Source organism: Enterobacter sp. FB (assembly GCF_000805795.1).
GTDB lineage: Bacteria > Pseudomonadota > Gammaproteobacteria > Enterobacterales > Enterobacteriaceae > Enterobacter > Enterobacter roggenkampii.
Genome location: NZ_JSZC01000013.1, coordinates 397,229 through 421,667, shown reverse-complemented (window position 1 = coordinate 421,667; position 24,439 = coordinate 397,229). Strand labels below are relative to the sequence as shown.

Here is a 24,439-nt window from a genome sequence, read left to right as displayed (position 1 = left end):
TTATCAAGAGGCGGCCGCTTTTTTTAACCGGGGGTCGTTATGTACGCTTTAACCCACGGTCGGATTTATACCGGCCATGAAATTCTGGATGACCACGCGATTGTTATCGCGAATGGCCTGATTGAACGTGTTTGTCCGCTGGCAGAACTGCCGCCGGAGATTGAACAGCGCTCACTCAATGGAGCAGTAATCTCCCCCGGTTTCATCGACGTACAGCTCAACGGCTGCGGCGGTGTGCAATTCAATGATACCGCCGATGCGGTAACGGTCGAAACGCTGGAGATCATGCAGAAAGCCAACGAGAAATCGGGCTGCACCAGCTATCTGCCAACGCTCATCACCAGCAGTGATGACCTGATGAAGCAGGGTATCCGCGTGATGCGCGAATACCTGGCCAAACATCCGAATCAGGCGCTCGGTCTGCACCTGGAAGGGCCATGGCTGAACATGGTCAAGAAAGGAACGCATAACCCGGACTACGTGCGTAAACCTGATGCGGAGCTGGTTGACTACATGTGTGCCAACGCCGATGTGATCACCAAGGTGACGCTGGCACCGGAAATGACCGGCACGGACGTCATCAGCAAGCTGGCCGCCGCCGGAATTGTGGTTTCAGCGGGCCACTCAAATGCCACGCTGAAAGAAGCGAAAGCCGGTTTCCGCGCGGGCATTACCTTTGCGACGCACCTGTATAACGCCATGCCATACATCACAGGTCGTGAACCGGGTCTTGTCGGCGCGATTCTGGATGAGCCAGACGTTTACTGCGGTATTATCGCGGACGGCCTACACGTTGATTACACCAACATTCGCAACGCCAAGCGGCTGAAAGGTGACAAGCTCTGCCTGGTAACGGACGCTACCGCACCGGCAGGTGCAAATATTGAGCAGTTCATTTTTGCCGGTAAAACAATATACTACCGCAATGGACTGTGTGTGGATGAAAACGGTACGCTGAGCGGTTCCTCTTTGACCATGATTGAAGGGGTGCGTAACCTGGTTGAGCATTGCGGGATTGCGCTTGATGAAGTCCTGCGCATGGCCACCCTTTATCCTGCGCGCGCTATCGGCGTGGATAAACAGCTTGGCGGAATTGCACCAGGTATGGTTGCAAACCTGACGGCATTCACACACGATTATAAAATTATTAAGACCATCGTTAATGGTAACGAGGTCGTCACTGAGTAAGTAAAAGTATGACACCTGGCGGACAAGCTCAAATCGGTAATGTCGATCTCGTTAAACAGCTTAACAGCGCGGCGGTATATCGCCTGATTGACCAACACGGGCCAATCTCACGTATTCAGATAGCCGAACAAAGCCAGCTTGCTCCCGCCAGCGTGACAAAAATTACCCGCCAGCTCATTGAGCGCGGTTTGATCAAAGAAGTCGATCAGCAGGCCTCCACCGGGGGCCGCCGCGCTATCTCCATTATTACCGAAACCCGCAATTTTCAGGCAATTGGCGTCCGTCTGGGCCGTCATGACACCACGCTCACGCTGTACGATCTGAGCAGTAAAGCCATTGCGGAAGAGCACTATCCCCTTCCGGAACGCACCCAGGAGACGCTGGAGCATGCGCTGCTGAATACCATCGCGCAGTTTATTGAAAGCTGTCAGCGCAAGATCCGCGAACTCATCGCCATCTCGGTGATTCTGCCCGGTCTGGTCGACCCGGAAAGCGGCGTGATCCGCTATATGCCGCACATTCAGGTTGAAAACTGGGGGCTGGTCGACGCGCTGGAAAAGCGCTTTAAAGTGACCTGCTTTGTGGGCCATGACATTCGCTCTCTGGCGCTGGCAGAGCACTACTTTGGTGCGAGCCAGGACTGTGAAGACTCTATTCTGGTGCGCGTTCACCGCGGTACGGGCGCAGGCATTATCTCTAACGGCCGAATTTTTATCGGTCGCAACGGTAACGTCGGTGAGATCGGCCACATTCAGGTTGAACCGCTCGGGGAGCGCTGCCACTGCGGCAACTTTGGCTGCCTTGAAACCATTGCCGCCAACACCGCCATCGAGCAGCGCGTTCGCCATCTGCTTGAACAGGGTTACCAAAGCCGCGTGACGCTGGATGACTGCAAGATAGGCACCATCTGCAAAGCTGCTAATAAAGGCGACGCGCTGGCCTGTGAAGTGATCGAGCAGGTGGGGCGCCATCTGGGGAAAACCATCGCCATCGCCATTAACCTGTTTAACCCACAAAAAGTGGTGATCGCCGGTGAAATTGTGGAAGCGGAAAAGGTGCTGCTCCCCGCGATTGAAGGCTGTATTAACACCCAGGCGCTGAAAGCATTCCGCCAGAATCTTCCGGTGGTTCGTTCAAAGCTTGACCATCGTTCGGCGATTGGGGCGTTCGCGCTGGTTAAACGCGCCATGCTCAACGGAATTCTGCTGCAGCATTTGCTGGAAAGTTGATCGGACCTTATAGTAACGCCTTCTTTTTTTGATGTCGGACTGTCCATGACCATTAAGAATGTAATTTGTGATATCGACGGCGTGCTGATGCACGACAACGTTGCCGTGCCGGGTGCTGCGGAGTTTCTTCACCGCATCATCGACAAGGGAATGCCTCTGGTTCTTCTCACGAACTACCCTTCTCAGACCGGTCAGGATCTGGCAAACCGCTTTGCCACGGCGGGGGTCGACGTCCCGGACAGCGTGTTTTATACCTCGGCGATGGCCACGGCGGATTTTCTGAAGCGTCAGGAAGGAAAAAAAGCCTATGTGGTCGGTGAAGGCGCGCTGATCCATGAGCTGTATAAAGCGGGCTTTACCATCACCGACGTCAACCCGGACTTTGTGATTGTAGGTGAAACGCGTTCCTACAACTGGGAGATGATGCATAAGGCATCCTTCTTTGTGGCTAACGGCGCGCGCTTTATTGCGACCAACCCGGATACCCACGGTCGCGGTTTTTATCCGGCCTGCGGCGCGCTGTGTGCCGGTATCGAGAAGATCTCCGGGCGCAAGCCGTTCTATGTCGGCAAGCCCAGCCCGTGGATCATTCGCGCCGCGCTCAACAAGATGCAGGCCCACTCTGAAGAGACCGTGATTGTCGGCGACAACCTGCGCACCGATATTCTGGCCGGTTTCCAGGCCGGTCTGGAGACGATTCTGGTGCTCTCTGGGGTCTCTCAGCTTGATGACATTGACTCAATGCCGTTCCGCCCAAGCTGGATTTACCCCTCCGTCGATGAAATTGACATCATCTGATACCGAACCACGCCTCAGGGCGTGGTTTTTTATTTTCTCACCTGCAAAACACGACTACATCTAACGAAAAAGCACTTTCATTGCATAATCCTCAATAAAAGCGCTCATGACATACGCGTTTTTCACTGATCTGCAACCACCATTGCACTATTTCCGTTTTCGCCCGTAAAACGCTTGCGCGCCCTGCCCCTTTGCGGCATTTTCATAAGCAAGCAACATTACAAAGCAACAGGGTTAACGGAGAAGGTTATGTGTTCAATTTTTGGCGTACTGGATATTAAAACTGACGCGGGCGAACTGCGTAAAAAGGCTCTCGAACTGTCCCGCCTGATGCGCCATCGCGGCCCGGACTGGTCCGGCGTTTACGCCAGTGACAAAGCAATTCTGGCTCACGAACGTCTGTCTATTGTTGACGTCAACGCCGGTGCACAGCCGCTGTATAACGAGAAAAAAACGCACGCGCTGGCTGTCAACGGTGAGATCTATAACCACCAGGCGCTGCGCGCCGAGTACGGCGACCGCTACGCGTTCCAGACCGGGTCCGACTGTGAAGTGATCCTGGCGCTGTATCAGGAGAAAGGTCCCGAGTTTCTGGACGACCTGCAGGGTATGTTTGCCTTCGCCCTGTACGACAGCGAAAAAGACGCTTACCTGATTGGCCGTGACCACATCGGTATTATCCCGCTGTACATGGGCCACGATGAACACGGCAACTTCTACGTTGCGTCTGAAATGAAAGCCCTGGTGCCGGTCTGCCGCACCATCAAAGAGTTCCCGGCAGGCAGTTACCTGTGGAGTAAAGACGGCGAGATCCGTCCGTACTACCAGCGCGACTGGTTCGACTACGACGCGGTAAAAGACAACGTGACGGACAAAGCCGAGCTGCGTCAGGCGCTGGAAGATTCCGTGAAAAGCCACCTGATGTCAGACGTACCTTACGGCGTGCTGCTCTCCGGCGGTCTGGACTCCTCCGTGATCTCCGCGATCACCAAGAAATTTGCGGCTCGTCGCGTGGAAGATCAGGAGCGCTCAGAAGCCTGGTGGCCACAGCTGCACTCCTTTGCCGTGGGCCTGGAAGGCGCGCCGGATCTGAAAGCCGCGCAGGAAGTGGCAAACCACCTCGGCACCGTGCACCATGAAATTCACTTCACCGTGCAGGAAGGCCTGGATGCGATCCGCGATGTGATCTATCACATTGAAACCTATGACGTAACGACAATTCGCGCCTCCACGCCGATGTACCTGATGTCGCGTAAGATCAAGGCGATGGGCATCAAAATGGTGCTCTCCGGTGAAGGTTCTGACGAAGTGTTTGGCGGCTACCTGTACTTCCACAAAGCGCCAAATGCCAAAGAGCTGCACGAAGAGACCGTGCGTAAACTCCAGGCGCTGCATATGTTTGACTGCGCGCGTGCCAACAAAGCGATGTCGGCATGGGGTGTCGAAGCGCGTGTACCGTTCCTGGATAAGAAATTCCTCGACGTGGCGATGCGCATCAACCCGCAGGATAAAATGTGCGGCAACGGTAAAATGGAAAAACATATCCTGCGTGAGTGTTTTGAATCCTACCTGCCGGCGAGCGTGGCATGGCGTCAGAAAGAGCAGTTCTCCGATGGCGTAGGCTACAGCTGGATCGACACCCTGAAAGAGGTGGCGGCGAAACAGGTTTCTGACCAACAGCTGGAAACCGCAAGCTTCCGCTTCCCGTACAATACGCCGGGCTCGAAAGAAGCGTACCTCTACCGTGAAATTTTTGAAGAACTGTTCCCGGTACCGAGCGCTGCAGAATGTGTGCCGGGTGGTCCATCCGTCGCCTGCTCGTCTGCCAAAGCGATTGAATGGGATGAATCGTTCAAATCCATGAACGATCCGTCAGGACGTGCGGTAGGCGTTCACCAGTCAGCCTACAAATAATCACGCATTTCATCTCAGGCCCTGCGGGGCCTGATTTTTTTTGCCCCGCTTTTGCACAGCTAAAACCGATTAATAACCAATAATTGCCGAATATTCGGTCACGCTGTTCGCAACCTAACCAAACAGTCACATTCCGGCTATTTTCGTTGAAAAAGGTGTTGACGCTGCAAGGGTCTATACGCATAATGCGCCCCGCAACGCCGATAAGGTAACGCGAAAAAAAGATGGCTACGTAGCTCAGTTGGTTAGAGCACATCACTCATAATGATGGGGTCACAGGTTCGAATCCCGTCGTAGCCACCATCTTTTTTTGCGGGAGTGGCGAAATTGGTAGACGCACCAGATTTAGGTTCTGGCGCCGCAAGGTGTGCGAGTTCAAGTCTCGCCTCCCGCACCATTCCCGGGTAAGCGTTGCACGGATGGGGTATCGCCAAGCGGTAAGGCACCGGTTTTTGATACCGGCATTCCCTGGTTCGAATCCAGGTACCCCAGCCATATTTCTTCGATTTTGCGGTTCTCCGCGGTATTGGGGTATCGCCAAGCGGTAAGGCACCGGTTTTTGATACCGGCATTCCCTGGTTCGAATCCAGGTACCCCAGCCATCGAAGACTGTAGTACTGGCTACGTAGCTCAGTTGGTTAGAGCACATCACTCATAATGATGGGGTCACAGGTTCGAATCCCGTCGTAGCCACCAAATTGAGATTATCGATCGATTTCGGTAATGAGAAAAAATTGTTGGGGTATCGCCAAGCGGTAAGGCACCGGATTCTGATTCCGGCATTCCGAGGTTCGAATCCTCGTACCCCAGCCAATTTACAAAGTCGTTAAGCAGCTTGTTTAACGCAATTGGGGTGTCGCCAAGCGGTAAGGCTCTGGTTTCTGATACCAGCATTCCGGGGTTCGAATCCCTGCACCCCAGCCACTTAAAACAAAAAAGCCCGCTCTGCGGGCTTTTTTGTTTTTGTACAGAATTGTGCGGCCTGATGCCCTAACCCTGGCCCTCTCCCACGGGGAGAGGGAAAAAAGTTTAGAGGCCGAGAGCGTACTTAAGGGCCTGACGCTTCAGGCCACCGGCGCGTTCCGCTGCCATCAGACCTATGTTACGCAGAATACGCACCGGGGCTACGTCATTGCTAAACCCGGCATAGAACAGATCCATTCCCGACTGCATGAGGAAGTTATCCGCCATACGCCGCGTCTGATAACGCTTCAGCACCTGATGGCTGGCCCAGTTTTCCGCGTGTCCGCGGGCGCTGCCCAGCACATCCAGTAAGGCATCGACATCGCGATACCCCAGGTTCACGCCCTGCCCGGCCAGCGGATGAATGGTGTGTGCCGCATCCCCCACCAGCGCTAAGCCTTCGCGGGCATACTGCAACGCATGACGGCGCGTGAGCGGGAACGCCCCGGCGGCGACCGGCGTGACGTGCCCCAGACGGCTCGGGAAGTGCAGCAGGATCTCGCGCTGCAGCTGTTCCATGTTCATCCCCTGCAGCTGACGAATGCGCGCCGGTTTGTCGTACCACACCAGCGACGCCCAATTATCAAACAGCGGTAAAAAGGCATGCGGGCCGTTCGGCGTAAAGTGCTGCCAGGTGCTTTCGCCCGGCGCATTCTCGCACTCGGCGGTAATCAGCATACAGGACTGTTCATACTGCCAGGCATGAACCCCGATCCCCGCCATCTGTCTGACCTGGGAGTTAGCGCCGTCCGCCCCGATGACCAGCTTCACGGCCAGCTCATTGCCGTTGTCGAGCGTCAGTAGATAGCCACCCTCGTGAGGATGCAGCGCCTTAAGCGACGCAGGCACGCGCAGCGTCACCTTCGGATGCGCCTCCAGCGCCTGCCAGAGCGCCCGCTGGAGCACGTTGTTTTCCACCATATACCCCAGGCGCGGCAGCTTTAGCTCAGCGGCATCAAACGCGACGTGGGCATTTTCCCACTCCCAGGTTTCGAGGCGGCTGTAAGGGTGCGCGCGCATCGCCTGCACTGCCTCCCAGACGCCCAGCCCGCGCAGCAGATCGACGGATGCCGCGCTGATCGCAGAAATGCGCACGTCCGGTTTGCTGGCGGGATCGTAGGCTGGCGGAGCCGCCTGTTCGATTACCGTTACCTCAAATCCCTGCTGTGCCAGCCCCAGCGCCAGCGCGCCGCCGACCATACCGCCGCCGACAACGGCAACTTCGGTGTGTTGGAGTGTCATGGTCAATTTTCCTTATTGGAGAATCCCTTAAGTTTACCGGATTTTTGCGGTCCTGAGACACATAACCTTCATACTGGTCACAACCCCACCAAAGCATTACAATACGCGGCTTGCAATCCTGAGCTGAGCAAGTCGATGACTAAAAAACTCCATATAAAAACCTGGGGCTGTCAGATGAACGAATACGATTCATCCAAGATGGCCGATCTGCTGGATACCACCCACGGATACCAGCTGACTGAAAATGCGAAAGAAGCCGATGTGCTGCTGCTGAACACCTGTTCAATTCGTGAAAAAGCGCAGGAAAAAGTCTTTCATGTGTTAGGCCGCTGGAAACTTCTCAAACGAAAAAATCCGGACCTGATCATCGGCGTGGGCGGCTGCGTCGCGTCGCAGGAAGGCAAGCTGATCCGCCAGAGAGCTCCGTATGTGGACATCGTCTTTGGCCCTCAGACCCTGCACCGTCTGCCTGAGATGATCAATCAGGTTCGTGGCAACCGTAGCCCGGTCGTTGACGTCAGCTTCCCGGAAATCGAAAAATTTGACCGTCTGCCGGAGCCGCGTGCCGATGGCCCGACCGCCTTCGTCTCCATCATGGAAGGCTGCAACAAATACTGCACGTACTGCGTGGTGCCGTACACCCGTGGTGAAGAGGTCAGCCGCCCGGCAGATGACATTCTGTTTGAAATCGCGCAGCTTGCCGCGCAGGGTGTGCGCGAAGTGAACCTGCTGGGCCAGAATGTTAACGCCTGGCGCGGTGAGAACTACGACGGCACGACCGGCAGCTTTGCTGAGCTGCTGCGTCTGGTGGCCGCGATTGACGGCATCGACCGCATTCGCTTTACCACCAGCCATCCGATGGAATTTACCGATGACATCATTGACGTTTATCGCGATACGCCAGAGCTGGTGAGCTTCCTGCACCTGCCGATTCAGTGTGGCTCTGACCGCGTGCTGAACCTGATGGGCCGCCCCCATACGGTGCTGGAGTACAAATCCACCATCCGCAAGCTGCGTGAAGCACGTCCAGATATCCAGATTAGCTCCGACTTTATCGTCGGCTTCCCTGGCGAAACCGCAGAAGACTTCGAGCGCACCATGAAGCTCATCGGCGAAGTGAACTTTGACGTCAGCTACAGCTTCATCTTCTCTGCGCGTCCAGGAACACCGGCGGCCGATATGGTTGACGATGTACCGGAAGAAGAGAAAAAGCAGCGCCTGTATATTCTGCAGGAGCGCATCAACCAGCAGGCTAACGCCTGGAGCCGCCGCATGCTCGGTACCGTACAGCGCATTCTGGTGGAAGGCACTTCCCGCAAGAGCATTATGGAACTCTCTGGTCGTACGGAAAATAACCGCGTGGTGAACTTTGAAGGCACCCCGGATATGATCGGTAAGTTTGTGGACGTCGAGATTGTCGAGGTGCTGACCAACTCGCTGCGCGCGAAAGTGGTCCGCACCGAAGACGAAATGGGCCTGCGTATCGCAGAGTCACCGGAATCCGTGATCTCGCGTACCCGCAAAGAAAACGATTCTGGCGTTGGGATTTACCAGCCATAATCCTTCAGGCCTGCCGCTTTGGCAGGCCTTGTATTTCCTCTCATCGCCCCCAATATCTTCCGCAACGCTTGCGCCTTTATTCTGTGGCGTGAATAATTTCGGTAATGACCGTTTTATTGCGCCGTGTGGCAGCGGGTCAGTTAATCAATCAAAGAGGAACAGTTTGAACATAGATACGCGTGAAATTAGCCTTGAGCCAGCAGACAACGCTCGCCTGCTGAGCCTGTGCGGGCCGTTTGATGACAACATCAAACAACTGGAGCGACGTCTGGGTATCGAAATCAATCGTCGCGATAATCATTTCAAACTCACCGGACGCCCTATCTGCGTCAACGCCGCTGCGGACATTCTGCGTAGCCTGTATGTCGACACCTCCCCCATGCGCGGCGAAATTCAGGATATCGAACCGGAGCAGATTCACCTCGCCATTAAAGAGGCGCGCGTGCTTGAGCAGAGCGCGGAGAGCGTGCCGGACTATGGCAAGGCAATCAACATTAAGACCAAGCGTGGCGTCATTAAGCCGCGTACGCCAAACCAGGCGCAGTATATCGCCAATATTCTCGACCACGACATCACCTTCGGCGTGGGGCCGGCGGGTACGGGTAAAACCTATCTGGCCGTTGCCGCGGCGGTCGATGCGCTGGAGCGTCAGGAAATCCGGCGTATCCTGCTGACCCGCCCTGCCGTTGAAGCCGGTGAAAAACTGGGCTTCCTGCCTGGCGATCTGAGCCAGAAGGTCGACCCGTATCTCCGTCCTTTATACGATGCGCTGTTCGAAATGCTGGGCTTTGAGAAGGTCGAGAAGCTCATTGAGCGTAACGTGATCGAAGTGGCCCCGCTCGCCTACATGCGCGGCCGTACGCTGAACGATGCGTTCATCATTCTTGATGAGAGCCAGAACACCACCATCGAACAGATGAAAATGTTCCTGACGCGTATTGGCTTTAACTCGAAAGCGGTGATTACCGGCGACGTCACGCAGATCGATCTGCCGCGCAGCACCAAATCGGGCCTGCGCCACGCCATCGAAGTGCTAGCCGAGGTCGATGAAATCAGCTTTAACTTCTTCCACAGTGAAGACGTGGTACGCCACCCGGTGGTCGCGCGTATCGTTAACGCTTATGAAGCCTGGGAAGAGGCAGATCAGAAGCGTAAGGCCGAACTGGCCGCAGAACGTAAGCGCGAAGCGCAGGAGCAAGAACAGAAATGAGTCAGGTGATCCTCGATTTACAGTTGGCCTGTGAAGACAATTCCGGCATGCCAGATGAGGCACAGTTTCAGAAATGGCTGGATGCCGTTATCCCGCAGTTTCAGGAAGAATCAGAAGTCACGATTCGCCTGGTGGATGAAGCAGAAAGCCATGAGCTTAACCTGACCTATCGCGGGAAAGATAAGCCGACCAACGTGCTCTCTTTCCCGTTCGAAGCCCCGCCGGGCATCGAGATGCCGCTGTTGGGCGATCTGATCATCTGCCGTCAGGTGGTTGAACAGGAAGCCAAAGAGCAGCAGAAACCCCTTGAAGCCCACTGGGCGCACATGGTGGTACACGGCAGCCTGCATCTGCTCGGCTACGATCATATTGAAGACGACGAAGCGGAAGAGATGGAGTCCCTCGAGACAGAGATAATGCTTGCTCTGGGCTATGAGGATCCGTACATTGCCGAGAAAGAATAGTCAGTCACCGGACTGACTCCCCTGCCGCCACGAAAGGACATCGCGTGGCGGTAAACATTGAACTAACAAGAGAACCCTTAACAAACGCCATGAGCGACGACAATTCACACAGTAGCGACACGACAACCAGTAAAAAGGGATTTTTCTCCCTCATTCTGAACCAGCTTTTCCACGGCGAACCGAAAAACCGTGATGAACTGCTGGAGCTGATTCGTGATTCCGGGCAAAACGACCTTATCGACGAAGATACGCGCGAAATGCTCGAAGGGGTTATGGACATCGCCGACCAGCGCGTTCGCGATATCATGATCCCCCGCTCGCAGATGATCACCCTGAAACGTAACCAGACGCTGGACGAGTGTCTCGATGTCATCATCGAATCCGCCCACTCGCGTTTCCCGGTCATCAGCGAAGACAAAGATCACATCGAAGGGATTTTGATGGCGAAAGATCTGCTGCCGTTTATGCGCAGCGATGCCGAAGCCTTCAGCATGGAAAAAGTGTTACGCCAGGCCGTGGTTGTGCCGGAAAGTAAACGTGTGGATCGGATGCTGAAAGAGTTTCGCTCTCAGCGTTACCACATGGCGATTGTTATTGATGAATTTGGTGGCGTCTCCGGTCTGGTCACGATCGAGGATATCCTTGAGCTGATCGTGGGCGAAATCGAAGACGAGTATGACGAAGAAGAGGATATCGACTTCCGTCAGCTCAGCCGCCACACCTGGACCGTGCGGGCGCTGGCCTCCATTGAGGACTTCAACGACGCCTTCGGGACCCACTTCAGCGATGAAGAGGTCGATACCATTGGCGGGCTGGTGATGCAGGCCTTTGGCCACCTCCCGGCGCGCGGAGAGACCGTTGACATCGACGGTTACCAGTTCAAAGTAGCCATGGCCGACAGCCGACGTATTATACAGGTTCACGTCAGAACGCCGGACGACTCACCGGTGCCAAAACTGGAAGATTAATGTAAATGGCATTTGCCCCATTGCTTGAACGCCAGCGCGTCCGTTTGCTGCTGGCGCTGTTACTCGGAGCCAGCGGTACGCTGGCTTTTTCTCCTTACGACATCTGGCCTGCGGCCATTCTCTCCCTGATGGGGCTTCAGGGTTTGACCCTGAACCGTCGTCCGGTACAGGCTGCCGCTATTGGCTACTTCTGGGGACTGGGGCTGTTTGGCTCAGGGATTAACTGGGTCTACGTCAGCATCGCCCAGTTTGGCGGTATGCCGGGCCCGGTAAACGTCTTCCTGGTGGTACTGCTCGCCGCGTATCTCTCGCTCTATACCGGTCTGTTCGCCGGCATCCTTTCTCGCCTGTGGCCCAAAGCCACCTGGCTGCGCGTTGCCATTGCCGCGCCGGTGGTCTGGCAGATCACGGAATTCCTGCGCGGCTGGGTGCTGACCGGCTTCCCGTGGCTGCAGTTCGGCTACAGTCAGATTGACGGCCCGCTGAAAGGCCTGGCGCCGGTCATGGGCGTTGAGGCCATTAACTTCCTGCTGATGGTCGTTAGCGGCCTGCTGGTATTAGCGCTGGTTTCACGATGCTGGAAACCGCTGGCTGTGGCGCTGGTGCTGTTCGCCCTGCCCTTCCCGCTGCGCTATATCCAGTGGTTCACGCCGGAGCCCGCGCGCGCCATGCAGGTCTCCATGGTGCAGGGGAATATCCCGCAGTCGATGAAGTGGGACGAGAAAGAGCTGCTGAATACGCTGAAGATCTACGCCAACGCCACCGAAGAGGTGATGGGTAAATCGCAGCTGATTATCTGGCCGGAGTCTGCTATTCCCGATCTTGAGATCAACCAGCAGCCGTTCCTCAACATGATGAACGACCTGCTGCTCTCGCGTGGCAGTACGCTGATCACCGGGATTGTCGATGCGCGTCTGAATCAGCAGAACCGCTACGACACCTACAACACCATCATTACGCTCGGCAAAGACAGCGAATACAGCTACCACTCCACCGATCGGTACAACAAGAACCACCTGGTGCCGTTTGGTGAATTTGTGCCGCTGGAGTCAATTCTTCGCCCGCTGGCCCCGTTCTTCGATCTCCCGATGTCCTCCTTCAGCCGCGGACCGTACGTTCAGCCTCAGCTGCACGCGCACGGCGCAGCCCTGACGGCGGCCATCTGCTACGAAATTATCTTAGGCGAGCAGGTGCGCGATAACTTCCGCCCGGATACGGACTATTTGCTGACCATCTCTAACGATGCCTGGTTTGGTAAATCAATCGGCCCGTGGCAGCACTTCCAGATGGCACGCATGCGCTCCCTAGAGCTGGCCCGTCCCCTGCTGCGCAGCACCAACAACGGCATCACCGCCGTGATTGGTCCGCAGGGTGAAATCCAGGCCATGATCCCACAGTTCACCCGAGAAGTGCTGACCACCAACGTCACTCCTACCACCGGGCTGACGCCGTACGCCCGCACCGGCAACTGGCCGCTGTGGATCCTGACCGCGCTGTTCGGCTTTGGCGCGGTGCTGATGAGCCTGCGCCAGCGTCGTCGATAATCCCTCCTCTTCCTGCCGGGTGGCGCTAACGCTTACCCGGCCTACTGTTTCGCTTTTGTAGGTCGGGTAAGCGTTAGCGCCACCCGGCAATTCTCTCCAGACTTCAATTCTGGCACGCCTATTGCTTTGTTTATTCAGGTGAACGCAGTTTGGCTTACTGTGCAACTTTGTCGCACCAGCGTAGATCATCGGTAGCACCGAAACGGTGCAACGGGAGATATTTGCCTCTGAATGGTGCGGCGTGCTTCGCAAAAATAAACAATAACGCAGCAAAATCTTTACATTAAGCCAGACTAAATGTTAACAAGCTTGCATAACACTGCACTCGCATTGCGCGAGATATAACAACATCACAATGGGTATCAATGCGTCGCTGGCGCTGATAAAAAAGGAGTTGGGTATGCAATTACGTAAACTGGCCACAGCAATGCTGGTTATGGGGATGTCCGCAGGCGTGGTTCACGCTGAAGACGCTCCGGCAGCAGGCAGCACTCTCGACAAGATTGCCAAAAACGGCGTTATCGTGGTCGGCCACCGTGAATCTTCTGTCCCGTTCTCTTACTACGACAACACGCAAAAAGTCGTGGGCTATTCACAGGATTACTCCAACGCCATCGTTGAAGCTGTGAAGAAAAAGCTGAACAAACCTGACCTGCAGGTGAAGCTGATCCCCATCACTTCACAGAACCGTATTCCGCTGCTGCAAAACGGCACCTTTGACTTCGAGTGTGGCTCCACCACCAACAACCTCGAGCGTCAGAAGCAGGCTGCCTTCTCTGACACCATCTTTGTTGTGGGCACCCGCCTGCTGACGAAGAAAGGTGGTGAGATCAAAGACTTCGCTGACCTGAAAGGGAAAGCGGTCGTTGTCACCTCCGGGACCACGTCTGAAGTGCTGCTGCACAAGCTGAACGACGAGAAGAAAATGGATATGCGCATCATCAGCGCGAAAGACCATGGCGACTCCTTCCGTACCCTGGAAAGCGGTCGTGCCGTCGCGTTTATGATGGACGACGCCCTGCTGGCAGGCGAGCGTGCGAAAGCGAAGAAACCAGACAACTGGGATATCGTCGGTACCGCGCAGTCCAAAGAAGCCTACGGCTGTATGCTGCGTAAAGACGATCCGCAGTTCAAAAAGCTGATCGATGACACCATCGCCCAGGTGCAGACCTCAGGCGAAGCGGAAAAATGGTTCGACAAATGGTTCAAGAACCCGATTCCACCAAAAAACCTGAACATGAATTTTGAACTGTCAGACGACATGAAAGCGCTGTTCAAATCTCCAAATGACAAGGCTCTTAACTAATTAGAACAACAGGGGCGGGATCTCCTGCCCTCTCGATTGTCGGGAAGCATGGACAGACTATACGTTGAGTGGTCGTTCCCCACTCAGCGCGAAAAATGAGCTTCTCACCAATCTTCGAGGGTAGCGCTGCTACCCTTTTTTTTCTGGAGTTTATTATGTCAATCGACTGGAACTGGGGCATATTCCTGCAACAAGCCCCGTTCGGCAACACCACCTATCTTGGCTGGCTGTGGAGCGGCTTTCAGGTCACCGTGGCATTATCGATAACGGCGTGGATCATCGCGTTTCTTGTCGGTTCTCTGTTCGGTATTCTGCGCACCGTCCCTAACCGTTTTCTTTCAACACTCGGCACCCTGTACGTGGAACTGTTCCGTAACGTTCCGCTGATCGTGCAATTCTTTACCTGGTATCTGGTTATCCCGGAACTGCTGCCGGAAAATATTGGCATGTGGTTCAAGTCGGAACTGGATCCGAATGTGCAGTTCTTTGTCTCCTCCATGATGTGTCTGGGGCTGTTTACCGCTGCGCGCGTTTGCGAGCAGGTGCGTGCCGCCATTCAGTCATTACCCCGTGGACAAAAAAATGCGGGTCTGGCGATGGGGTTAACCCTGCCACAGACCTACCGCTACGTGCTGCTGCCTAACGCCTACCGCGTCATCGTTCCGCCGATGACCTCCGAGATGATGAACCTGGTGAAAAACTCGGCCATCGCCTCGACCATCGGTCTGGTCGATATGGCCGCGCAGGCGGGCAAGCTGCTGGATTACTCCGCTCACGCGTGGGAATCCTTCACCGCGATCACGCTCGCCTACGTTCTGATTAACGCTTTCATCATGCTAGTGATGAACCTGGTTGAACGCAAAATTCGCCTGCCGGGCAACATGGGGGGCAAATAATGTACGAATTTGACTGGAGTTCTATCGTTCCATCCATGCCTTACCTGCTTGATGGATTGATGATTACCTTAAAAATCACCGTCATTGCCATCATCGTCGGTATTGTCTGGGGCACCCTGCTGGCCGTCATGCGCCTGTCGAGCTTTAAGCCGCTCGCCTGGTTTGCGACCGCCTACGTTAACGTGTTCCGCTCCATCCCGCTGGTAATGGTGCTGCTGTGGTTTTACCTGATCGTGCCCGGCTTTCTGCAAAACGTGCTGGGTCTGTCGCCGAAAACCGACATCCGTCTGATCTCGGCGATGGTGGCGTTCTCGATGTTTGAGGCCGCTTACTACTCGGAGATTATCCGTGCGGGCATTCAGAGTATCTCCCGCGGGCAATCCAGCGCCGCGCTGGCGCTGGGGATGACGCACTGGCAGTCCATGCAGCTCATTATTCTGCCGCAGGCGTTTCGCGCCATGGTTCCGCTCCTGCTGACCCAGGGAATTGTGCTGTTCCAGGATACGTCCCTGGTCTACGTGCTGAGCCTGGCAGACTTCTTCCGTACCGCGTCCACCATCGGTGAGCGTGACGGTACGCAGGTTGAGATGGTGCTCTTTGCGGGAGCGGTCTATTTTGTGATTAGTTTAAGCGCGTCGCTGTTGGTCAGCTGGCTGAAGAAAAGGACGGTACAATGATTTCCCTGAAAAATGTTTCTAAATGGTATGGGCACTTTCAGGTGCTGACCGACTGCTCCACCGAAGTAAAAAAAGGCGACGTGGTAGTGGTGTGCGGGCCGTCCGGTTCCGGTAAATCGACGCTGATCAAAACCGTTAACGGACTGGAGCCGGTCCAGCAGGGTGAGATCGTCGTCAACGGCACCAAAGTCAACGACAAGAAAACCAATCTTGCTCAGCTTCGCTCTCACGTTGGCATGGTGTTCCAGCATTTTGAGCTGTTCCCTCACCTCTCCATTATTGAGAACCTGACCCTGGCCCAGGTGAAAGTGCTCAAGCGTGATAAAAAAGCGTCGCGCGAGAAAGGCCTGAAACTGCTGGAACGCGTTGGCCTCTCTGCGCATGCCGATAAGTTCCCGGCACAGCTTTCCGGCGGCCAGCAGCAGCGTGTGGCGATCGCCCGTGCGCTGTGCATGGATCCCGTGGCGATGCTGTTTGACGAGCCCACGTCGGCGCTCGATCCGGAGATGATCAACGAAGTGCTGGACGTAATGGTCGAACTGGCGCATGAAGGGATGACCATGATGGTGGTGACCCACGAAATGGGCTTCGCCCGCAAGGTGGCCAACCGCGTGATCTTCATGGACGAAGGGAAAATTGTTGAAGATTCCCCGAAAGAGGAGTTCTTCGCCAACCCGAAATCGGAACGTGCGAAAGATTTCCTCGCGAAAATCCTGCACTAACCTTCTCAGTGCGCAATCTGCGGATTGCGCACTGCCTCACGCTTTCGCTCACTTCTTCTCGTCGGTGCCCCATTGCAGCGTTAACCTTGTCACAAAATAACGCTATGAATGGAGAACGCTATGGCACAACCTATAATTTTCGATTGCGACCCGGGTCATGATGACGCGATCGCGCTGGTCCTTGCACTTGCCTCCCCCGAGCTCGACGTCAAAGCCGTCACCTCTTCTGCCGGAAACCAGACGCCGGATAAAACCCTGCGTAACGTTTTGCGCATGCTGACGCTGCTCAAGCGCACGGATATTCCTGTCGCCGGCGGCGCCCTCAAGCCCCTGATGCGTGAATTAATTATTGCGGATAACGTGCATGGCGAAAGCGGGCTGGACGGTCCGGCGCTGCCGGAACCTGGCTTCACGCCGCAAAGCTGCACCGCCGTGGAGCTGATGGCAAAGGTGCTGCGCGAGAGCGCGGAACCCGTCACCCTGGTGGCAACGGGACCGCAAACCAACGTCGCGCTGCTGCTGAGCAGCCATCCTGAACTGCACAGCAAAATCGCTCGTATCGTCATCATGGGCGGGGCTATGGGCCTGGGAAACTGGACGCCTTCCGCAGAGTTCAACATTTTTGTCGACCCGGAAGCAGCGGAAATCGTCTTCCAGTCGGGCCTGCCAGTTGTGATGGCAGGGCTGGACGTGACGCATCGCGCGCAGATTATGGCAGACGACATCGAGCGCTTCCGCTCCGTTGGCAATCCGGTCGCGACAACCGTGGCTGAGCTGCTCGACTTCTTTATGGAGTATCACAAAGCCGAGAAATGGGGATTCCACGGCGCGCCGCTGCACGATCCGTGCACCATTGCCTGGCTGTTAAAACCGGAGATTTTTACCACAGTCCACAGGTGGGTTGGCGTCGAAACGCAGGGGAAATACACCCAGGGGATGACGGTGGTGGACTACTACTCGCTGACAGAGAATAAACCGAATACCACGGTGATGGTGGATATTGACCGTGAGGCGTTTGTGGATTTGCTGGCGGAGAGACTGGCTTACTATAGTGCGTAGTGCGGCCTGATGCCCTCACCCCGGCCCTCTCCCACGGGGAGAGGGCGCAAACCTGCGCTTTTACCTAGGGTTCAAACGGCCGACGCTGGAACTGATCGTGGCCGCATTTCGGACACAGCGACAGGACCTCCGGCGTATACACTGCAATATGATGGTGGCAATTCTCGCACACCAGATTTCCCAGCCCGACCACTTCACCGCTGTGGTACACACCGTGGTGGTTTAAATCCTGAAAGACTTCACGCCACTCCAGCTGCGTTTTATCGGTGATATCGGCCAGCTCCTGCCACAGGCTCTCTTTAATCACCCGCATGAAAACGCTGTCCGTGACCTCCTCCTGACTCTCCTGGTAGCTGCGCGCGAACTCTTCCAGATCGCGACGCACGGCGCGGGTCACCTCTTCCACTTCGGTTCGCGTTAACTCACCCGTTTGCGACACGCGGGCACGCGCCTGCTCCACCAGCGTGTCGATATCACGCTCGCCGTTACGCAGCCGTTCCGTCAGTGTCGCCACCAGTTCGCGGTAAAATTGAGCAACCTTGTTCATCATTTTGCCTCCCGGGTAAGTAACTATTTCTAATAATAGACCTTATTTCAGCGCCGCTTTGTCAGGTGAAGCACAGACCCGGTAAATTCCTGCAAAGCGCATTTGTGCGAAAGGCTGTTTTGACGCGGGCGTTTGGGCTATGCTATGCGGATCTGAATTACCACATCCATTGGCTACATTTGTAGCTGTATTGAACACAGGACCACTGGCTGCCATGCAAGAGCAATACCGCCCGGAAGAGATAGAATCAAAAGTCCAGCAACACTGGGACGAGAAGCGCACCTTTGAAGTAACCGAAGACGAGAGCAAAGAGAAGTATTACTGCCTGTCGATGCTTCCCTATCCTTCTGGTCGACTACACATGGGCCACGTGCGTAACTACACCATCGGTGATGTGATTGCGCGCTACCAGCGCATGCTGGGCAAAAACGTTCTGCAACCCATCGGTTGGGATGCGTTCGGTCTGCCTGCGGAAGGCGCGGCGGTCAAAAACAATACGGCGCCGGCACCGTGGACGTACGACAACATCGCGTACATGAAAAACCAGCTCAAAATGCTGGGCTTTGGCTATGACTGGAGCCGCGAGCTGGCAACCTGTACCCCGGAATACTACCGCTGGGAACAGAAATTCTTCACCGAGCTGTACAAAAAAGGCCTGGTGTACAAGAAGACCTCTGCCGTTAACTGGTGCCCGAATGACCAGACCGTTCTCGCGAACGAACAGGTTATCGATGGCTGCTGCTGGCGCTGTGATACTAAAGTAGAGCGTAAAGAGATCCCGCAGTGGTTTATTAAAATCACCGCTTACGCTGATGAGCTGCTGAACGATCTGGATAATCTGGACCACTGGCCAGATACCGTTAAGACCATGCAGCGCAACTGGATCGGCCGTTCTGAAGGCGTGGAAATTACCTTCAACGTTGAGAACTACGACCAGACCCTGACCGTCTACACCACCCGTCCGGACACCTTCATGGGCGCGACCTACCTGGCCGTGGCCGCAGGTCACCCGCTGGCGCAGAAAGCGGCAGAAAACAATCCGGAACTGGCTACCTTCATCGACGAGTGCCGCAACACGAAAGTGGCAGAAGCCGATATGGCAACGATGGAGAAAAAAGGGGTTGATACCGGCTTTAGGGCCATTCACCCGCTGACGGGCGAAGCGATCCCTGTCTGGGCCGCCAACTTCGTACTGATGGAATACGGCACAGGCGCCGTGATGGCTGTTCCAGGTCACGACCAGCGCGACTATGAATTTGCCACTAAATATGGCCTGACCATCAAGCCTGTTATTCTGACGGCTGACGGTTCTGAACCAGACCTGTCCGAACACGCGCTGACCGAAAAAGGGACCTTGTTCAACTCCGGCGAGTTTAACGGTCTGAGCTTCGAAGAGGGCTTCAACGCTATCGCCGACAAGCTGGCCTCCCTTGGCGTGGGCGAGCGTAAAGTTAACTTCCGTTTGCGCGACTGGGGCGTTTCCCGTCAGCGTTACTGGGGTGCGCCAATTCCAATGGTGACGCTGGAAGATGGCACCGTGATGCCAACGCCGGAAGATCAGCTGCCGGTGATCCTGCCGGAAGACGTGGTCATGGACGGTATCACCAGCCCGATCAAAGCCGATCCTGAGTGGGCAAAAACCACCGTCAACGGTCAGCCCGCGCTGCGCGAAACCGACACCTTTGACACCTTTATGGAGTCATCCTGGTACTATGCTCGCTACACCTGTCCGCAGTATCAGGACGGCATGCTGGATTCCAAAGCAGCGAACTACTGGCTGCCGGTAGATATCTACATCGGTGGTATCGAACACGCCATCATGCACCTGCTCTACTTCCGCTTCTTCCACAAGCTGATGCGCGATGCGGGCATGGTGAACTCTGACGAACCGGCAAAACAGCTGCTGTGCCAGGGCATGGTGCTGGCGGATGCCTTCTATTACGTCGGGGCGAACGGCGAGCGTAACTGGGTATCTCCGGTTGACGCGATCGTTGAGCGCGACGAGAAGGGCCGTATCGTGAAGGCGAAAGACGCTGAAGGTCACGAGCTGGTCTACACCGGCATGAGCAAAATGTCCAAGTCGAAAAACAACGGTATCGACCCGCAGGTGATGGTTGAGCGTTATGGTGCGGATACCGTGCGTCTGTTCATGATGTTTGCCTCTCCGGCAGACATGACGCTGGAATGGCAGGAGTCTGGCGTGGAAGGCGCAAACCGCTTCCTGAAACGCGTCTGGAAGCTGGTTTACGAGCACACCTCATTGGGCGATGCCCCGGCGCTGAACGCTGCTGCCCTGACTGAAGATCAGCAGGCGCTGCGTCGTGACGTTCATAAAACCATTGCGAAAGTGACCGATGATATTGGTCGTCGTCAGACCTTCAATACCGCAATTGCGGCTATTATGGAACTGATGAACAAGCTGGCGAAAGCCCCGCAGGACGGCGAGCAGGATCGTGCCTTAATGCGTGAAGCGCTGCTGGCCGTCGTTCGCATGCTGAACCCGTTCACGCCGCACGTTAGCTTTACCCTGTGGCAGGAGCTGAAAGGCGAAGGCGATATCGACAACGCGCCGTGGCCGCAGGCTGACGAAGCCGCGATGGTGGAAAACACCACGCTGGTCGTGGTCCAGGTGAACGGTAAAGTCCGCGGTAAAATTACCGTGGCGGTCGATGCAACCGAAGAACAGGTTCGCGAGCGCGCGGGCCAGGAACCACTGGTCGCTAAATATCTTGAGGGCGTTACCGTACGTAAAGTGATCTACGTACCTGGTAAACTGCTGAATCTGGTCGTTGGCTAAGCGCGGGAGGAAACGTGCGACAACTGGCAACAATACTCTTATCTCTGGCGGTGCTTGTCACCGCTGGCTGCGGCTGGCACCTGCGCAATACCACGGCGGTGCCTGCTCAGATGAAAACCATGATCTTTGATTCCGGAGATCCGAACGGTCCACTCAGCCGGGCAATTCGCAATCAGCTGCGTCTGAACGGCGTTGAGCTTGTTGAGAAACAGACGCTGCGTCAGGATGTACCGTCTCTGCGTGTGACAGGAAGTGGTCTGTCGAGAGACACTGCGTCTATCTTCCAGGATGGCCGTACCGCAGAGTATCAAATGGTGTTGACGGTCAACGCGGCAGTCCTGATCCCGGGTAAAGATATCTATCCGATCAGCACGAAAGTGTACCGTTCGTTCTTCGATAACCCGCAGACGGCGCTGGCAAAAGATGCCGAACAGCAGATTATCATCAACGAAATGTATGACAAGGCGGCGGAACAGCTGATCCGTAAACTGCCAAGTATTGCAGCGTCAACCAAACAAGGATCTGACATTGTTGATAAACCGGTTGATGGCACGCTTCCTGCTGCTAACTCTCTGGGTAAATGATGATCAGGCTGTATCCTGAACAACTCCGCGCGCAGCTCAATGAAGGGCTGCGCGCGGCGTATCTGCTTCTTGGAAACGATCCGTTATTACTTCAGGAAAGCCTGGATGCCGTGCGGCATGCCGCCGCCGCGCAGGGCTTTGATGAACACCACACCGTCCAGCTGGATAACAATACCGACTGGAACGCCCTCTTCTCGCTCTGTCAGGCAATGAGCCTGTTCGCATCGCGCCAGACGATTCAGATCCTGCTGCCGGAAAACGGGCCTAACGCGGCGATGAACGAGCAGCTCGCTACGCTGGTCAGCCTCTTACACAGCGATCTGATCCTGATTGTGCGTGGCAACAAGCTGACCAAAGCGCAGGAAAACGCGGCATGGTTTACCCAACTCGCGCCCCACGCGGTGTTGGTCACCTGTCAGACGCCTGAGCAGGCGCATCTGCCTAAATGGGTCGCCGCGAGAGCGAAGCAGCACAACCTTCAGCTGGATGATGCGGCGAACCAGCTGCTCTGCTACTGCTATGAAGGTAACCTGCTGGCCCTGGCGCAGGCGCTGGACAGACTCTCCCTGCTCTGGCCGGACGGCAAGCTGACCTTGCCGCGCGTCGAGCAGGCCGTTAACGACGCGGCGCACTTCACGCCGTTCCACTGGGTGGACGCGCTGCTGTCGGCAAAAAGTAAACGCGCCCTGCATATTCTGCAGCAGCTGCGCCTCGAAGGCAGCGAACCGGTCATTCTGCTGCGAACCCTGCAGCGCGAACTGCTGCTGCTGATTACGCTCAAGCGTCAGTCTGCCCATACGCCTTTGCGTTCGCTGTTTGATAAACACCGGGTGTGGCAAAATCGCCGGGCTTTGACTTCCGAGGCCGTCAACCGCCTGAGTCATGAACAGCTTCGCCAGGCGGTACAGCTTCTGATGCGCGCCGAACTCACGTTAAAACAAGATTACGGCCAGTCGGTCTGGGCTGAGCTGGAAAGCCTTTCCCTGCTGCTCTGCCACAAGGCGCTGGCAGACGTTTTTATTGATGGATAGTATGCACTCTTTACAGGCCCTGTATGGCGGCACCTTCGACCCGGTACACTACGGGCATCTGAAGCCGGTTGAAATTCTGGCGAATCTGATCGGCCTTCAGCGCGTCACCATCATGCCGAATAATGTCCCTCCCCACCGTCCACAGCCTGAGGCGACCAGCGAGCAGCGAAAAGAGATGCTTGCCCTGGCCATCGCAGATAAGCCGCTCTTCCGGCTTGACGAGCGTGAGCTGCGTCGCGACACACCCTCCTGGACCTCGCAGACGCTTCAGGAGTGGCGCGCAGAACAGGGGCCAGACCAGCCGCTGGCTTTTATCATCGGACAGGACTCCCTGCTGAACTTCCCCACATGGCATAAATATGAAACCATCCTGGAGAACAGCCACCTGCTCGTCTGCCGCCGTCCTGGCTATCCGCTGACCATGCGCGAAGCGCAGTACCAGCAGTGGCTGGAAGATCATCTCACCGCCAATGTTGAAGATCTTCACACTCAGCCTGCCGGGAAGATTTATCTGGCCGAAACGCCGTGGTTCGATATCTCTGCAACCCTCATTCGCGAGCGCTTACAGCAGGGTTTAGCGTGTGACGATCTGCTCCCCGCACCGGTGCTGGCCTATATCCATACGCATGGTTTGTATCAGAAAAGCGCAGATGAATAGCCGGAGGGCATAAAAAGCGGCTTATTGTTTATCCTGCCTTGACAGGGTAAGCCATACTGTTATTCTCCGCTGCCAGACTTTCCCGCCGATGATTGCTTTACAGAAATTGTTTTACAAAAATGGCGATGCAATCTCAGGCAGAGGGTGGGATGATACCCGCCTTCAAAAGCCCGGCCGGAGACTTTTGTCCCGATACAGGCATGAGTTCAGGTATACTGTCTGGCTACGAATTCAACGTTTTACAATCTCATTCACCCCAGGGGGAAAACTTGCAGGGTAAAGCACTCCAGGATTTTGTTATTGACAAAATTGATGACCTGAAAGGTCAGGACATCATCGCTATCGACGTTAAGGGTAAATCCAGTATTACCGACTGCATGATCATCTGCACCGGTACGTCCACACGTCATGTTGTTTCAATTGCCGATCACGTGGTACAGGAATCACGTGCTGCAGGGCTGTTGCCGCTCGGCGTTGAAGGTGAAGCGACGGCTGACTGGGTGGTTGTCGATCTCGGCGATGTGATTGTCCACGTCATGCAGGAAGAGAGCCGTCGCCTGTATGAGCTGGAAAAACTCTGGGGTTAATGCGTGAAGTTGCAGCTGGTCGCCGTCGGCACCAAAATGCCGGACTGGGTACAAACCGGTTTTACTGAATATCTGCGTCGTTTTCCAAAAGACATGCCGTTCGAACTGGTGGAAATCCCCGCCGGTAAGCGCGGCAAGAACGCCGATATCAAACGTATTCTCGATAAAGAGGGCGAACTGATGCTGGCTGCCGCTGGCAAAAACCGCATCGTCACCCTCGATATTCCAGGAAAACCCTGGGATACGCCGCAGCTGGCGCACGAACTGGAGCGCTGGAAGCAGGATGGCCGAGACGTCAGTCTGTTGATTGGCGGACCCGAAGGGTTATCCCCTGCCTGCAAAGCGGCAGCAGAACAAAGTTGGTCCCTCTCCGCGCTGACGCTTCCCCACCCGCTCGTTCGGGTACTGGTGGCAGAAAGCCTGTATCGCGCGTGGAGCATTACTACCAACCACCCCTATCACCGCGAGTAATGACTGACCAGGGTAGATTAAGCA

Annotated in this window: 22 protein-coding genes and 7 tRNA genes; 27 read left to right on the top strand and 2 right to left on the bottom strand. The window is 55.6% G+C overall.

All coding sequences use genetic code 11. The features are described 5' to 3' along the window. Nucleotides 1–39: 39 nt before the first annotated feature. The 11 genes from nagA to PI91_RS08825 all read left to right on the top strand — a co-directional run bounded on the left by nagA (nt 40) and on the right by PI91_RS08825 (nt 6,053). The gene (gene nagA, locus PI91_RS08875; protein WP_008501059.1) at nt 40–1,188 is read left to right on the top strand and encodes an N-acetylglucosamine-6-phosphate deacetylase; all 1,149 of its coding nucleotides are present in this window, start codon (nt 40–42) and stop codon (nt 1,186–1,188) included. Nucleotides 1,189–1,196: 8 nt separating this feature from the next. Next, the gene (locus PI91_RS08870) at nt 1,197–2,417 is read left to right on the top strand and encodes an N-acetylglucosamine repressor (RefSeq protein WP_021242995.1); all 1,221 of its coding nucleotides are present in this window, start codon (nt 1,197–1,199) and stop codon (nt 2,415–2,417) included. 45 nt (nt 2,418–2,462) lie between these two features. Continuing rightward, entirely contained in the window at nt 2,463–3,215 is a 753-nt protein-coding gene (gene nagD / locus PI91_RS08865; protein ID WP_008501057.1) for a ribonucleotide monophosphatase NagD, read from the top strand. Between the two features lie 249 nt (nt 3,216–3,464). Then, nucleotides 3,465–5,129 carry an asparagine synthase B gene (gene asnB, locus PI91_RS08860; protein WP_021242994.1) on the top strand — a complete coding sequence of 555 codons (1,665 nt, stop codon included), beginning with the start codon at nt 3,465–3,467 and terminating at the stop codon, nt 5,127–5,129. A 226-nt stretch (nt 5,130–5,355) separates the two neighbouring features. Continuing rightward, nucleotides 5,356–5,432, top strand: a tRNA-Met gene (locus tag PI91_RS08855). 9 nt (nt 5,433–5,441) lie between these two features. Beyond that, nucleotides 5,442–5,526, top strand: a tRNA-Leu gene (locus PI91_RS08850). 23 nt (nt 5,527–5,549) lie between these two features. Further along, nucleotides 5,550–5,624: transfer RNA gene (locus tag PI91_RS08845), tRNA-Gln, on the top strand. Nucleotides 5,625–5,656: 32 nt separating this feature from the next. Further along, nucleotides 5,657–5,731 (top strand) — tRNA-Gln (locus tag PI91_RS08840). A 17-nt stretch (nt 5,732–5,748) separates the two neighbouring features. Beyond that, a tRNA-Met gene (locus PI91_RS08835) sits at nt 5,749–5,825 on the top strand. A gap of 42 nt (nt 5,826–5,867) precedes the next feature. After that, nucleotides 5,868–5,942, top strand: a tRNA-Gln gene (locus PI91_RS08830). Nucleotides 5,943–5,978: 36 nt separating this feature from the next. After that, nucleotides 5,979–6,053 (top strand) — tRNA-Gln (locus tag PI91_RS08825). 105 nt (nt 6,054–6,158) lie between these two features. On the opposite strand, the gene ubiF is transcribed toward PI91_RS08825, so the two are convergent. Continuing rightward, nucleotides 6,159–7,334 (bottom strand): 3-demethoxyubiquinol 3-hydroxylase, encoded by a 1,176-nt coding sequence (gene ubiF / locus PI91_RS08820; protein ID WP_039265960.1) that lies wholly within the window; start codon nt 7,332–7,334, stop codon nt 6,159–6,161. A 135-nt stretch (nt 7,335–7,469) separates the two neighbouring features. On the opposite strand from ubiF, the gene miaB reads away from it, so the two are divergent. The 10 genes from miaB (at nt 7,470) to rihA (ending at nt 17,740) form a co-directional block, all read left to right on the top strand. Then, complete coding sequence (gene miaB / locus PI91_RS08815) at nt 7,470–8,894, top strand: tRNA (N6-isopentenyl adenosine(37)-C2)-methylthiotransferase MiaB (protein ID WP_021242573.1); 1,425 nt, start codon at nt 7,470–7,472, stop codon at nt 8,892–8,894. A 163-nt stretch (nt 8,895–9,057) separates the two neighbouring features. After that, on the top strand, nt 9,058–10,104 hold the full coding sequence (locus PI91_RS08810) for a PhoH family protein (RefSeq protein ID WP_008501053.1): 1,047 nt from the start codon (nt 9,058–9,060) through the stop codon (nt 10,102–10,104). Continuing rightward, nucleotides 10,101–10,568, top strand: a complete 468-nt coding sequence (gene ybeY / locus PI91_RS08805; RefSeq protein ID WP_008501052.1) for an rRNA maturation RNase YbeY — start codon at nt 10,101–10,103, stop codon at nt 10,566–10,568. The genes PI91_RS08810 and ybeY overlap by 4 nt, the downstream gene beginning before the upstream one ends. An 89-nt stretch (nt 10,569–10,657) precedes the next feature. Beyond that, complete coding sequence (gene corC / locus PI91_RS08800; RefSeq protein ID WP_021242574.1) at nt 10,658–11,536, top strand: CNNM family magnesium/cobalt transport protein CorC; 879 nt, start codon at nt 10,658–10,660, stop codon at nt 11,534–11,536. 5 nt (nt 11,537–11,541) lie between these two features. After that, nucleotides 11,542–13,080, top strand: a complete 1,539-nt coding sequence (lnt, locus tag PI91_RS08795; protein ID WP_039265959.1) for an apolipoprotein N-acyltransferase — start codon at nt 11,542–11,544, stop codon at nt 13,078–13,080. A 400-nt stretch (nt 13,081–13,480) separates the two neighbouring features. Beyond that, nucleotides 13,481–14,386, top strand: coding sequence for an amino acid ABC transporter substrate-binding protein (locus PI91_RS08790; protein WP_008501049.1), 906 nt, complete (start codon nt 13,481–13,483; stop codon nt 14,384–14,386). A gap of 155 nt (nt 14,387–14,541) precedes the next feature. Further along, nucleotides 14,542–15,282, top strand: a complete 741-nt coding sequence (gene gltJ / locus PI91_RS08785) for a glutamate/aspartate ABC transporter permease GltJ (protein WP_008501048.1) — start codon at nt 14,542–14,544, stop codon at nt 15,280–15,282. Beyond that, nucleotides 15,282–15,959: a glutamate/aspartate ABC transporter permease GltK gene (gene gltK / locus PI91_RS08780; protein ID WP_008501047.1), complete on the top strand. Its 678-nt coding sequence runs from the start codon at nt 15,282–15,284 to the stop codon at nt 15,957–15,959. Before gltJ ends, gltK begins: the two co-directional genes overlap by 1 nt. Next, nucleotides 15,956–16,681 carry an amino acid ABC transporter ATP-binding protein gene (locus tag PI91_RS08775; protein WP_014883001.1) on the top strand — a complete coding sequence of 242 codons (726 nt, stop codon included), beginning with the start codon at nt 15,956–15,958 and terminating at the stop codon, nt 16,679–16,681. Before gltK ends, PI91_RS08775 begins: the two co-directional genes overlap by 4 nt. A 120-nt stretch (nt 16,682–16,801) precedes the next feature. After that, nucleotides 16,802–17,740, top strand: a complete 939-nt coding sequence (gene rihA, locus PI91_RS08770) for a pyrimidine-specific ribonucleoside hydrolase RihA (RefSeq protein WP_039265958.1) — start codon at nt 16,802–16,804, stop codon at nt 17,738–17,740. 64 nt (nt 17,741–17,804) lie between these two features. On the opposite strand, the gene PI91_RS08765 is transcribed toward rihA, so the two are convergent. Further along, nucleotides 17,805–18,287, bottom strand: a complete 483-nt coding sequence (locus tag PI91_RS08765) for a zinc ribbon-containing protein (RefSeq protein WP_039266889.1) — start codon at nt 18,285–18,287, stop codon at nt 17,805–17,807. A gap of 214 nt (nt 18,288–18,501) precedes the next feature. Between PI91_RS08765 and leuS the strand changes: the two genes are divergently transcribed. The 6 genes from leuS (at nt 18,502) to rlmH (ending at nt 24,415) form a co-directional block, all read left to right on the top strand. Then, on the top strand, nt 18,502–21,084 hold the full coding sequence (leuS, locus tag PI91_RS08760) for a leucine--tRNA ligase (protein ID WP_039265957.1): 2,583 nt from the start codon (nt 18,502–18,504) through the stop codon (nt 21,082–21,084). Nucleotides 21,085–21,098: 14 nt separating this feature from the next. After that, complete coding sequence (gene lptE, locus PI91_RS08755) at nt 21,099–21,668, top strand: LPS assembly lipoprotein LptE (protein WP_008501042.1); 570 nt, start codon at nt 21,099–21,101, stop codon at nt 21,666–21,668. Beyond that, a complete protein-coding gene (gene holA / locus PI91_RS08750) occupies nt 21,668–22,699 on the top strand; it encodes a DNA polymerase III subunit delta (RefSeq protein WP_023617131.1) in 1,032 nt (343 codons plus the stop codon). The genes lptE and holA overlap by 1 nt, the downstream gene beginning before the upstream one ends. Beyond that, nucleotides 22,692–23,357 carry a nicotinate-nucleotide adenylyltransferase gene (nadD, locus tag PI91_RS08745; protein WP_032637604.1) on the top strand — a complete coding sequence of 222 codons (666 nt, stop codon included), beginning with the start codon at nt 22,692–22,694 and terminating at the stop codon, nt 23,355–23,357. The genes holA and nadD overlap by 8 nt, the downstream gene beginning before the upstream one ends. Before the next feature lie 269 nt (nt 23,358–23,626). Further along, on the top strand, nt 23,627–23,944 hold the full coding sequence (gene rsfS / locus PI91_RS08740) for a ribosome silencing factor (RefSeq protein WP_003858696.1): 318 nt from the start codon (nt 23,627–23,629) through the stop codon (nt 23,942–23,944). A gap of 3 nt (nt 23,945–23,947) precedes the next feature. Beyond that, on the top strand, nt 23,948–24,415 hold the full coding sequence (gene rlmH, locus PI91_RS08735; protein ID WP_003858701.1) for a 23S rRNA (pseudouridine(1915)-N(3))-methyltransferase RlmH: 468 nt from the start codon (nt 23,948–23,950) through the stop codon (nt 24,413–24,415). Nucleotides 24,416–24,439: the final 24 nt, after the last annotated feature.